The sequence below is a fragment of the Halomonas sp. KO116 genome (assembly GCF_000734975.2).
Classification (GTDB): Bacteria; Pseudomonadota; Gammaproteobacteria; order Pseudomonadales; family Halomonadaceae; genus Vreelandella; species Vreelandella glaciei.
The window spans coordinates 472,798-484,788 of the sequence record NZ_CP011052.1 but is presented as its reverse complement, the minus strand read 5'-3'; the positions used below and the strand labels follow the sequence as shown (position 1 = coordinate 484,788).

13 protein-coding genes and 1 pseudogene are annotated in these 11,991 nt (G+C 53.2%); 13 read left to right on the top strand and 1 reads right to left on the bottom strand.

Features of this window, described 5'->3' with window-relative positions; all coding sequences use genetic code 11:
• Positions 1-9: 9 nt before the first annotated feature.
• The gene (locus KO116_RS02320; RefSeq protein ID WP_035556608.1) at positions 10-1,296 is read right to left on the bottom strand and encodes an MFS transporter; all 1,287 of its coding nucleotides are present in this window, start codon (positions 1,294-1,296) and stop codon (positions 10-12) included.
• Positions 1,297-1,480: 184 nt separating this feature from the next.
• Between KO116_RS02320 and KO116_RS02315 the strand changes: the two genes are divergently transcribed.
• The 13 genes and pseudogenes from KO116_RS02315 to KO116_RS02260 all read left to right on the top strand — a co-directional run bounded on the left by KO116_RS02315 (position 1,481) and on the right by KO116_RS02260 (position 11,989).
• Complete coding sequence (locus KO116_RS02315; protein ID WP_035556605.1) at positions 1,481-2,335, top strand: sensor domain-containing diguanylate cyclase; 855 nt, start codon at positions 1,481-1,483, stop codon at positions 2,333-2,335.
• A 720-nt stretch (positions 2,336-3,055) separates the two neighbouring features.
• Positions 3,056-3,889: a transporter substrate-binding domain-containing protein gene (locus KO116_RS02310; protein WP_035556602.1), complete on the top strand. Its 834-nt coding sequence runs from the start codon at positions 3,056-3,058 to the stop codon at positions 3,887-3,889.
• Between the two features lie 23 nt (positions 3,890-3,912).
• The gene (locus tag KO116_RS02305; protein ID WP_027959182.1) at positions 3,913-4,575 is read left to right on the top strand and encodes an amino acid ABC transporter permease; all 663 of its coding nucleotides are present in this window, start codon (positions 3,913-3,915) and stop codon (positions 4,573-4,575) included.
• Positions 4,576-4,583: 8 nt separating this feature from the next.
• Positions 4,584-5,246, top strand: a complete 663-nt coding sequence (locus tag KO116_RS02300) for an amino acid ABC transporter permease (RefSeq protein WP_035556599.1) — start codon at positions 4,584-4,586, stop codon at positions 5,244-5,246.
• 8 nt (positions 5,247-5,254) lie between these two features.
• Complete coding sequence (locus tag KO116_RS02295; protein ID WP_246362475.1) at positions 5,255-6,022, top strand: amino acid ABC transporter ATP-binding protein; 768 nt, start codon at positions 5,255-5,257, stop codon at positions 6,020-6,022.
• A 13-nt stretch (positions 6,023-6,035) separates the two neighbouring features.
• Positions 6,036-6,425 (top strand): RidA family protein, encoded by a 390-nt coding sequence (locus KO116_RS02290; RefSeq protein ID WP_144408551.1) that lies wholly within the window; start codon positions 6,036-6,038, stop codon positions 6,423-6,425.
• A gap of 51 nt (positions 6,426-6,476) precedes the next feature.
• Positions 6,477-7,325 carry an IclR family transcriptional regulator gene (locus KO116_RS02285; RefSeq protein ID WP_045812050.1) on the top strand — a complete coding sequence of 283 codons (849 nt, stop codon included), beginning with the start codon at positions 6,477-6,479 and terminating at the stop codon, positions 7,323-7,325.
• A 60-nt stretch (positions 7,326-7,385) separates the two neighbouring features.
• On the top strand, positions 7,386-7,880 hold the full coding sequence (locus KO116_RS25425) for an alanine racemase (protein WP_200897125.1): 495 nt from the start codon (positions 7,386-7,388) through the stop codon (positions 7,878-7,880).
• Positions 7,880-8,446: a hypothetical protein gene (locus KO116_RS25420; protein ID WP_200897124.1), complete on the top strand. Its 567-nt coding sequence runs from the start codon at positions 7,880-7,882 to the stop codon at positions 8,444-8,446. Before KO116_RS25425 ends, KO116_RS25420 begins: the two co-directional genes overlap by 1 nt.
• 51 nt (positions 8,447-8,497) lie before the next feature.
• Positions 8,498-8,722 (top strand): annotated as a pseudogene (locus tag KO116_RS02275) (PLP-dependent transferase); the annotation flags it as partial.
• A gap of 534 nt (positions 8,723-9,256) precedes the next feature.
• The gene (locus KO116_RS02270) at positions 9,257-10,234 is read left to right on the top strand and encodes a TRAP transporter substrate-binding protein (protein ID WP_035556586.1); all 978 of its coding nucleotides are present in this window, start codon (positions 9,257-9,259) and stop codon (positions 10,232-10,234) included.
• A 1-nt stretch (position 10,235) separates the two neighbouring features.
• Positions 10,236-10,709, top strand: a complete 474-nt coding sequence (locus tag KO116_RS02265; protein WP_035556584.1) for a TRAP transporter small permease — start codon at positions 10,236-10,238, stop codon at positions 10,707-10,709.
• The gene (locus KO116_RS02260; protein ID WP_035556582.1) at positions 10,706-11,989 is read left to right on the top strand and encodes a TRAP transporter large permease; all 1,284 of its coding nucleotides are present in this window, start codon (positions 10,706-10,708) and stop codon (positions 11,987-11,989) included. The genes KO116_RS02265 and KO116_RS02260 overlap by 4 nt, the downstream gene beginning before the upstream one ends.
• Positions 11,990-11,991: the final 2 nt, after the last annotated feature.

Sequence of the window (11,991 nt, the reverse complement as noted above, 5' to 3'; positions counted from 1 at the left end):
ACGCAATGATTAGGCTGTATTGGTTGCTTTTGTACCGGGCACAATGGGTTCGCCATCTTCGCCCAGCAATTGGTGGTCGTAGGCGGCCTGAAGGCCGGTATCTTCCACCGGTAGTGGCTGCGGCTCTTCCTCCTCGGCCCAGTAGTCAATGTGGCCTGGATAGAGTGGCGATAAAAACGCCACCAGAATGCCGATCACGGCGAAGATCGCAAAGGCGTCCGCATAGCCCAATCCATCGACCAGCACACCGACCACCGGAGAACCCACTGCCTGTCCAATTGCACAGGCCATAAAGGGCAGCACCGGCCCCATGGATAGCCGCCCCGGCAGTAGCCGAATGCCGGTCATCAAGTACAGCCCCGTTAGGCTCATATAGGCAAGCCCAAAAACCAGCGCAGAAAACATCGCCAGCACTAGCTGGCTTGGGCTAGCGGCCAACAATACCAAGCTTGAAGAGAGCATCATCAACATCAATGCCTGGGTGATGGGAGGGTTATTGCGGTCGGCTAAATCACTCACCACGGCACCGCCAAGCCCCGCAATACCCACTGCGAACCAAAGCCAGCCGGTTTGGCCAGGAGGCAGCGCTCCAATGGTAACCACCAAGTCGGGAGCGAAAAGCCAGTAAGGGGAAGAAACAAACCCCATGGCGAAGGCGAACAACGAAAGCCGAATGAGCCGCGACCACTGCAACCGGGTAATCGGCGGCGGCGGTGCTGCGTTGGCTGGAATCACTCGAGACACCGAAGGGATGAAATACCATGCCGCTAAGACGCCCATAGTGGTCAGCACGGCAAAGATGGTATAGGTCAAGCGCCATGCATCAGAGAGAAACACAACCGTTGGCACTGCCACAATAATACCGACGCTGGTACCTGCGTTCATGATGGAGCTGACTCGGCCGTGCATCGTCCGGCTTACCAGCGCCTGCATAGCAGCCGTTAGCGCGGGCATCATCAACCCGGTGCAGATCCCGCAGATAAACACACCCACACCGAGCGATAGTGCGTCCGAGGCCTGACTGATCAGCCCCAGGCCAGCAACACCGAACCCACCCGAAAGCACCGCCAGGTTACGTGCTCCGAATCGATGCGCAGCAAGCGGCGCGACCAGTGTGGCCAGCACGAAACTGACAAATGGCAGCGCCCCGATGATACCGATAAGGTAGGGTGTGAGTACCAGTTCGGCGCTGATGGAAGGTACAAATAGGCCAAATGCAAAACGCGCCAGCCCGTAACTGATGGCGACCAGCGCGGCACCGAAGATGGCAAACCCCATGTTCGATAACGTCTTCATACTGTCACCTCCACGGCCGCTTGCTGCATGAATAGAAGTCCGCTTGGCTCATTGTCGTAGCAACCTTCGTGATGAGCAATGCAGATGGACGGTCGTTTACCGAAGTCGTTTTCGAGATAATGGCTATCGCCTCCCTTTGCGATTGCTCTATAGTCGAGGGACGCTAACCGGACTCTACTCGCCTATGGCCGTTGACTTGCAAGCGCTCTACCCCAAACTGATCCATCTGATGCTGGACGCGGTCTTCGTTGTCGATGCAGACAACCAGATCATCTTTGTGAGTGATGCCTGTGAGTCACTGCTCGGTTATCTTCCCGATGAATTGATCGGCACCCTGATCACCCACTACATGCATCCTGACGATCTAGCAGCCACGAAGGACTCCATTGTCCGCGTGATGGACGGTAAGCCCCACGTCGATTTTCGCAATCGTTATGTCCGCAAAGATGGCGATATCGTCCATATCCTGTGGTCTGCTCGCTGGTACGAAGAAGAAGGCGTGCGGGTCGGTGTCGCGCGAAATGTGACCGCCCTTATGCAGGCCGAAGAGGAACTACGCCACCTCGCCCATCATGACCCGCTGACCAAACTAACTAACCGAGCGCTATTCTATGATCGGCTGGTCTCGGGCCTAACCGCTGCCCATCGCTACCAGAGCAACTTGGCATTACTGTTTCTGGATATTAACGATTTCAAAGGCATTAATGATGTTCATGGACATGCGGTGGGAGACCGAGTGCTCTGCACGGTAGCAAGACGGTTAGAAGGCTGTGTACGCGAGACGGATACCGTGGCCCGCATGGGCGGTGATGAGTTCACGGTGTTGTTAACGGACATTAAGTCGACGCACGCTGTCACCGAAAAGGTAGAGCAGATCCTCACCGTCATGAACGCGCCGCTAGGTGCTGAATTCGGCGAAGTCAGAATGCCATCCTGCAGCATCGGCTTAGCCTGCTACCCCACCGACGGCGAAGACGCCGACACCCTACTGAGCCATGCAGATAGTCATATGTATCAGGTAAAAAGGCGCGGGCGCTAATGCCTATACAAAAAAGCAACCCGATATTCGCTACCGTATCCTGAAACACCTCACGGACATGCTATTTCAGGCAAGAGAAGCTTTCGTAACGGTCAACGATAGCCACTAAAGCGTCACCGTTACGCAGGCGCGCCTCAAACTCGGGGCAACTCCGCTTGGAGCCGGTGACACGCTCCTCGAAAACCTGATCGCAGCCGGCTTCCTGAAGAGCGTCGCTCTGCAGTAGGGATTCTGTTCTTGAGTGCTGACTCTCGCATAGTCAATGACCATATGCCTCCCTTCATTGTGGTGCCCTAATAGAAAACAAATCTCCGTGTTCTCTACAGAATACTGAAAATGGGCAGTCATACTAAGGTTAGATTTTTGCATCGCATATACGCTAAACGTTGTCGAGCAAACACAAAAAATAGTCTAGCGAACCCGGCGCAACAGGAACTCAATAGTCTTAGCTAAGTACGGCCCGACGTCCATGCCGAACGCTGAGACAGCAATGTCAGGGCGGCGCTGTTCAGCTGAGAAAGGCTTAGATAGTTGCTTAAAACTATGTGCTTTCGGACTTGGCAGTCGAAGCACTTCAGTGAGCACACATCCGAAAATAACAGTTGACAAGCTCAGACAACCAATACTAATTTGAATCTGTAATTATAATCTGGCTTCCAATATACCGGAATATATCAAAATCTAACATAACGAAATATTCCAACCAGGAGACACATAATCATGTTCAAACCCCTAACCCAACTCGGTACCGCTGCGTTCGTCTGTAGCGTATTTGCTAGCGCAGCTCAGGCCGATAAACTTCAGGATGTTCTCGACCGCGGATACTTAATTGCGGGAACCGGAAGCACCAATTCGCCCTGGCATTTCATGGATGCCAACAATGATCTCGTGGGATTCGACGTCGACATGCTTCGGCTGATCGCCAAAGGCTTGTTCGATGATTCCGAGGCGATCGAATTTGTCAACCAATCTGGCGATGCGCGCATCCCAAACCTCGCGACCGACAAGGTTGATGTGGCCTGCCAATTCATGACAGTGACAGCCGGCCGCGCGCAGCAAGTTGAGTTCACGATCCCCTATTATCGTGAAGGCGTGGGCCTGATGCTGATGGCAGACGGCGAATATGCCGATTACGATGCGCTTAAGGCGGGTGGTAGTGACATCACAGTATCGGTACTGCAGAACGTTTATGCTGAGGAAATGGTGCATGCCGCCCTGCCCGAGGCTACGGTCGACCAGTACGATAGCGTCGATTTGATGTACCAAGCGCTGAATTCGGGGCGCGCTGATGCAGCAGCGACTGACCAGTCGTCATTGAGATGGTACATGACACAGAATCCGGATCGCTTTTCCGACGCTGGATACGGTTGGAATCCCCAAAGCTATAGCTGCGCTGTCAAGCCCGGCGAGCAACGCTGGCTGAACTTCGTGAATTCGGTTCTGCACGAAGCGATGACAGGTGTTGAATTCAACACCTATGCGGCCTCCTTTGAAGAGTGGTTCGGCGTACAGCTCGACCCGCCCCAGATCGGTTTTCCGATCGAGTATAAATAACACAAGACATCCTGGGGCGATTTATGGACTACGATTTCAATTTTGCAGCGGTGTGGCGAGACTTTGACATCTTGCTCTCCGGCTTGGGGCTGGGGTTGGTATTAGCCGTGATATCCATCGCGATCGGTTGTCTGATCGGGCTGTGTTTAGCCTTTGCGATGCTATCGAAAAAAAGGCTCATCCGGTGGGCTGCAACAGTCTATGTCTCGGTATTTCGAAACACGCCGATCCTAGTGTTAATCCTCTTTACCTTCTTCGCCCTGCCTGAGTTCGGTATTAACCTTGGCAAAATTGAAAGCTTCATCGTCACGCTTTCGGTCTACTCAGGTGCTTACTTAACCGAGGTCTTTCGTTCTGGCCTCGTCTCGTTGCCCCCAGGGCTGCGAGAGGCCGGGCTGACAGTCGGATTGACCGAGTTCCGAACCAAGATTTTAATCACAATTCCGGTCATGTTCCGTCGCGTTCTGCCTGCGCTCGGCAATAACTTCATTTCTCTGTTCAAGGATACCTCGCTCGCTGCGGTCATTGCCGTTCCTGAGCTTACTTTCTACGCCCGCAAGATCAACGTGGAGACTTTCCGTGTCATCGAGACTTGGCTGGTCGCAAGCCTTATGTACGTTATCGCCTGCTCAATCATTGCCGCAATTCTGCGGCGTACCGAAAACCGCCTGGCGATCCCGAAATAGGTGTCCGAATGGATATAATGCAAGCCCTTGATGCCATCTGGTCGGCGCGTTGGCCGCTTCTAGATGGCTTTGGCAATACAATCCTAATTTCAGCTGTGTCGATCCTGCTGGGCACGCCCCTCGGCGTCGGCGTCGGACTGATCCTCTCATATGGAAACAGAGTCTTACGGTTCATCGTACGCCTATATTCCGATTTCCTGCGTGGCACGCCGGTCTTCGTACTGATTCTTGCCTGTTTCTATATTCTATCGATAGTAGGAATTCAGCTTTCAGCCTTTCAAGCCGGTGTCTTCGCGCTCACACTATTCTGCTCATCGCATGTCGGAGAAATCGTTCAAGGCGCCCTGAAGACCATCCCCAAGGGGCAGACTGAGGCAGCGAAATCTGTGGGACTGACATTTTTTGGAACGTTCTTCTCAGTGCTCCTTCCGCAGGCACTTCGAATGATCCTGCCTACCTGGGTGACCACTGCCACTGAAATTGTGAAAGCTTCGACGCTGCTCTCGGTCATCGGCGTGGTCGAGTTATTGCTGGCGACGCAGCAGGTGATCTCCCGCACATATCTTAGCCTCGAACTCTATTTCTTTGCCGGACTTGTCTTCTTCCTTATCAACTTTGCGATTGAAAAAGCCGGACGCTTCGTCGAGCGCAAAGTCTCGCTGCCCAACTGAGGTTCACATTGACTATTCCCGTTCTAGAAATCACAAATCTGCATAAAAAGTTCGGCGAGGTCGAGGTGCTCAAAGGCATCGACCTAACCATGCAAAGTGGTAATGTCGTGAGCCTGATCGGCTCAAGTGGATCAGGAAAGACAACCCTGCTGCGCTGCGTTAACCTGCTGGAAGACTATGAGGATGGCGTCGTCGCTGTTGAGGGGGAACAGATCGGTTACAAGCAGCACAAAGGTAGGCGCATCCGGCTTAAAGAGAGAGAAATAGCCCGCCAGCGCGCCATGACCGGTATGGCTTTTCAGCATTTCAACCTTTTCCCGCACATGAGCGCGATACATAATGTCATGCTGGGTCTGATCAAAACGCGCAAGACACCAAAGGACGAGGCCTACGCTGCCGCCGAGGGTTGGCTGGATCGTGTGGGCATGAAGAATTGGAAGGATCATTACCCGGGCCAACTTTCCGGTGGCCAACAGCAGCGCGTCGCCATCGCCCGCGCGATCGCCATGAACCCGGTGCTCATGCTCTTTGACGAGGTGACCTCCGCGCTTGACCCGGAATTAGTCAGCGAAGTACTGGCAGTCGTCAAGGATCTCGCCTCCGACGGCATGACGATGCTCTTGGTTACTCACGAGATGCAGTTCGCTCACGACGTGTCGGACACAGTCGTCTTCATGCAGGATGGTCGCATTGGCGAGCAAGGCCCGCCCGAACAACTCTTCCACAATCCGAAGTCGGAGCGTCTAGCGGCATTCCTCAAAAATTCAAAGTTTTGAACAAGGATAGAACATGACCATTAAAAGATACGGTGTAAACGAAGCCAAGGGCTCCGGTCGTCAGGCGCTGCCTTTTGCTAAAGCGACAGAGGCCGACGGTTGGCTCTATGTTTCTGGCCAGACGCCGATGGTAGAGGGTGAGGTGATTGACGGTGGAATTGTTCCTCAGGCCCATCAGGCAATCAGCAACATGATTTCGATAGTGGAGGCAGCTGGCTATAGCGTTGCTGACATCATGCGAGTAGGTGTCTGGCTCGACGACCCACGCGATTTCTGGAGCTTTAACAAGATCTTTGCCCAGTACTTCGGCGACCACCCCCCAGCCCGTGCCTGTGTTCAATCCGCAATGGTCGTCGACTGCAAGGTCGAAGTTGACTGCATTGCCTTTCGCAAGACGACCTGACCAAAATGCCCTGCAGAGGGCACACCCAACGAAGAAATGGCCGGTACCTGAATGAGCAATGTGAAATCTGCCTCTCCCACCAGAACGAAGGAACGCGGGCTGGAGCGCGCCTTCTTGATCCTCGACTACCTTTGCACAACCAGCGAGCCACAACGCCCCATCGACATTGCAATCGGCATGGAGGCACCAAAGTCCTCCATATACGAACTGGTCGGCTTGCTGACGGCAGCGGGTTTACTGGAACGAACTGACTCTGAAGGACGGGTTTTCCTCGGACGCAAGCTGCACTACTGGGGGCTAAACTATTTGAAGCACTTCGACATAATAGGTCTTGCCCGACCAGTACTGGAATGGATCACGGATCAGACGCGGGAGACATCACAGTTATGTATGCTCGAGCGAGATAAGTACTTCGTAGCGATGATGAACGAGGGTAGCCGACCGTTCAGAATCAGTGCTGATGTCGGTGAACGGACGCCCATCCCCTGGACTGCGTCGGGCCGTTTGCTTCTCGGCAACCTTTCGGCGGAGGAGATCTTAGCGCTGATTCCACCTGAGGACTTTATAAATCCCCACGGGGGCCCTATTGATCCTCAAGAGTTTGTCGAAAACGTGCAGACGGCCTGGAAAGACCAATTTTTCTCTTTTGACAGCATCGCGGACAATTTCACCCATTGTTTTGCAGCACCAGTTCTAGATGCCGAAGGAATTTGCCAGAGCACCGTCTGTATCATCGCTCCCAAGCAAGACGCGATGGAAAACTATGCTCTTTATCGCGCAACTCTCATTCAGGCTGGAAAGAAATTGTCGCATCTGCCCAATTTTCAGACTCCTAAATTTAAGGCCCAGTTGCGAGGCAACCTGACAGCCAACTTAAGGCACTCTTTAGATGATGAGTAGAATTGTGAATGATCACAAACTTACCCTTCATCGATGCCATTACTCTCCTGAGATTAGCTGATGCATATCAACGATATCGACACTCCGTCTGTCCTAATTGACCTCGACCGGGTCGAAGCGAACTTGAAACGCGCGCAGGATTATGCCGATATGCATGACCTGCCTCTTCGGCCTCATGTGAAAACCCACAAACTTCCGGAAATGGCGCAGAAACAGGTAGCTCTAGGAGCAATCGGCATCACTTGCCAGAAGATCGGCGAGGCCACAGCAATGGCCGATGGTGGGCTGACCGATATTTTCTTGCCCTACAACATCATCGGCACGTCCAAGCTCGACAGGCTGGTCGACTTACATGCCCGCGTGACTTTATCAGTTACCGCCGATAGCACCGATACAGTCGCGGGTTACGCCGCCCGGTTCGGCGCAGCCAAGCCATTGAATGTCCTAGTGGAATGCGATACCGGCGCGGGGCGCTGTGGTGTGCAATCTCCAGAAGAGACGGTCGAGCTAGCCCAGCAAATTAACGATGCACCAGGATTGACCTTCGGGGGCTGATGACGTATCCACCCAGGGGCAACATCGCCCAAGCAGATGCATGGCTGCATAAAGCCAAGGCCGCGCTGGAGTCGGCGGGCTTGCCGCCCAAGGTGATCTCTTCCGGAGGCACTCCCGATATGTATCGCGCCGCCGAAGGAACGGCCACGACCGAGTACCGACCCGGCACCTACATCTATTCCGACCGGATGCAAGTCGCTTTCGGCGTCGGGACTCTAGACGATTGTGCGTTAACGGTGAAAGCCACGGTGGTCAGCCGCCCCAACGTAAATCGCGCAGTAATCGATTCCGGCTCCAAGGCACTGGCAGCCGATGCGGTTCCGGCTCCTTACACAGGCTACGGACATCTGGTGGAATATCCGAATGCTGTGATCATCGCTCTGTCCGAAGAACACGCGGTCGTTGATCTTTCCGCCTGCGTGGACAAACCATTAATCGGCGACACGGTACGTGTAATTCCGAACCATGCCTGCGTCGTCACCAACCTGTTCGACATGGTCTACCTGGTGCGCGGCGATACCGTCGAGCGGGAGGCCAAAATCACGTCACGCGGGAATATGCGATGATGGCCATGAATGATGATACCGCCTCCCAAAATGAAAAGGGGCCTCTGGCTTTATGATGCGCTGTCCATTCTGCGGCTGGTGAATATCGGCGATGCCAAGAGTTGTTCCTCTATTCCGGCATCTACCACGCACCGCCAGCTAAATGACCAAGAGCTGAAAACGGCGGGCGTTACCCCAGAGATGGTGCGCCTGTCGATTGGTATTGAGCATATTGACGATCTGCTGGCGGATATCGATCAGGCGCTAACTCTTCCCAAGAATAGCGGTGCGCTTTAGGTGCCTGACTATGACTAAGTCAGCCTAGCAGCTCACCCTTCCGCCTGCCTCAGGGATCGAGCGTCTCTATATAAAGATTTCGGCCAACATCAGAGCTGCATCCGCCCCATGTATGCAGGACTGTACAGGACATCAACCTCTAGTCTTATAATTTAGTAATAATTAATCATTTAAATACTCTTTATTAAACAGCAATGCAATGGCTCGACAAGTTAACGAAGAAAGCAACTAGTCATATATAATTAATTTATAAAAATATTTAGACACTGCCTCAAATTAAGATAAAAACCTCTCTTACAACCGCTAATAATAAGTATGCCATTTCCTGAAAAACTTAAAATTTTTCCACTCTGCACTAATTCAAGAACTTTAAAACCAATAAAGAAGCTCAAAAAAACTGAAAAACATTGTATAAAAAATATAAATATCAAAAATAAGAATTATAAAATTGCCATAAAAATACTATCCGTTGAGTCTGTTGTTTCCAGGTCGAATTCCAATCGACACAACTAAATAAAGACAGCAGGCATCATAATGAAACTGACTCCTCTTGCTTTCTCCAGTCTTATCGGTCTTACCGCCTTTACAAGTCATGCACAGGCCTTGGATATCAAGCTTGGCCATGTGTTGGCACCCACACACAATTGGCATGTTTCTGCCCAAGGTTTCGCTGATGATGTAAGGGAGGCGACGGATAGCCGAGTCAATTTCCAGGTTTTTCCCAGCGGCCAACTAGGCAATGAAACCCGGATGGTAGAGGGCATGCAGATCGGTAGCATGGATGCTGGAATTATCGGTTGTGGCTCCTTCCAGTCACTGGAACCCAAGTTCGGTATCGTTGAACTGCCATACTCCTGGGCGAGCCGAGAAGCGGCCTATGCCGCCTACGATGGCGAGCTGGGCGAAACGCTCGAAGCATTGGCGCAAGAGAAGAACATCAAGGTTCTCAGCTGGTGGGAAAACGGGTTTCGTCATGTGACCAATAATCGTGGCCCCATCGAGTCACCGGACGACCTTGAGGGCCTGAAGATTCGTGTCACTCCCGACAGAATGAGACTCGATACTTTCGAAGCTTTAGGCTCGAACCCCGCGCCTCTTGCTTTCGGTGAACTCTACTCGGCGCTACAGCAAGGCGTTTTTGACGCCCAGGAAAACCCCCTTTCTATTATCTACTCCTCTTCCTTTTACGAAGTTCAGGATTACGTTTCCTTGACAGGACATGTTTGGGCGCCGGCGTGCCTAACGATTGCCAATCTTACCTGGAATAAGATCAACCCCGATGACCAGGAAATCATTCAGGAACTCGCCAATGAGTGGCGCGACAAACAGCGTGCCATGACCCAGGAAGATGATGAAACCATGCTTGAAAACTTGACCGCTGAAGGTATGCAGATCAATGAAGTTGACACGGCGCCCTTCAATCAGAAGGTTCAAGACGTATGGAGCGACTATACCGAGGTCTTCGGTGAAGAGCTGATGGAGACCGTCAAACAGTACCGTACGGTCGAATGATATGACGTTTTCCAGACTTGCAACGCGCGTATCCAATCTCAGTCTGGCCGTGGCCGCAGGCGGGGCGGCCGCCCTGGCGGCACTAGTCATCTATACGGTTTTCATGCGTTGGGTTGTGGGACAAACGCCCAACTGGGCTGAAGAATTGCCGCGATTAGTGCTGATCTGGACCGCCTTGTTGGGTTCCATTACCTGTACCCATCGACGCTCCCACCTCAACGCCGGGTTGTTGCCGTTGATTGTGCGCTCCGCCGACGTCCGTCGAACCATCGGGAAGGTCACGGATTTTGTCCTGCTGGTGATGCTGCTGATGCTGGCCAAGGCTGGGTGGGACCTGACGTTATTGACCATGAGCATGACTACCACGGCGTTGAAGATGCCCGTCGGCTTTATTTATCTCTCGGTGCCAGTGGGCTGTGTGGGTATGGCATTGATGCAGTTGCAGCACTTGTTATCTTCAGGAGATACCCCATGACCTTCGGTGCACTCACCCTGCTAGGGGTCTTCGGATTCGCCATCCTGGTCAATATACCGATTGCCTTCGGCCTGATTCTTGCCGCCCTCGTCTACCTGCTCGTTTTTGGTGCAGCTCCCATGATGGTCTCCGCACAGCAGTTCGTCGGCGGAATGGATAGTTTCACATTGTTGGCGATTCCCTTGTTCATACTAGCGGCGCAATTGATGAACAGTGCCGGCCTGACCAAGCGTATCGTGCATCTTTGCATGTCTCTGGTCGGCGACATACGAGGCGGGCTGGCCGTTGTGGCGGTACTGGCGTGTATGCTGTTCGGCGCCTTGTCCGGATCGGGGGTGGCGGATGTCATTGCCATCGGCAGCATGCTGCTGCCAGCGATGCATAAAAATGGTTACCACAAAGGCTTCAGCAGTGCTCTGGTCGGGTGTGCCAGCTCCTTCGGCACGGTGATCCCTCCTAGCATCGTCATGATCGTCTACGGCACTACCTCCAATACGTCGGTAGGCAAGCTCTTTATGGGCGGCGTCATTCCCGGCCTGCTGTTGACCCTTTCGTTAATAGGCGTGGCGCTCTATATCTCCCGCAAGCATGGCTGGGCAGGGGTAAAGCCTTCCGATCCTGCCGAGCGGCGCCGAGCGATCATTGATGCGCTACCCGCTCTCATGGTACCGGTGCTTATCATTGGGGGGATTCGTTTTGGCGTCTTCACCCCCACCGAGGCGGCAGCCTCCGCCATTCTCTATGCCCTTGTTCTCGGTGTCGTCCTCTATCGCTGTCTCACATTGCGAGACATCCTCGACTGCGTTATCGCCACGGCAGAAACCAGTGCCGCCATCCTGGTCATTATCGGTGCTGCTGGCCTCTTTGCCTGGGGGTTGACCTATGAACAGGTCCCGCAAGCCATCGCTGGGATCATCGGCGACTGGACGAATAGCTCGCACAGCGTATTGCTGTTGCTAACCGCGGTGCTACTGGTGCTCGGTACCTTCATGGAAAGCATCGCCATCATCATCATCGTCACGCCGATTGTCATGCCGCTGCTCTCTCAATACGGCATCGATCCGGTGCATTTTGGTGTGTTGCTGACAGTTAACCTCGCGATCGGTGCCAATACACCACCCTTGGGTATCGATCTGATGGCGGCTTGTCGTATCTCCGGCATCAGCGTCATGGAAACGCTACGCCCGCTTTCGCTGATGCTGATGTCCATGCTTGCCGTTCTGATGCTCATCACTTTTGTGCCCGATATCGTGCTGTTCCTGCCCAACTTGATGGAGTGAAC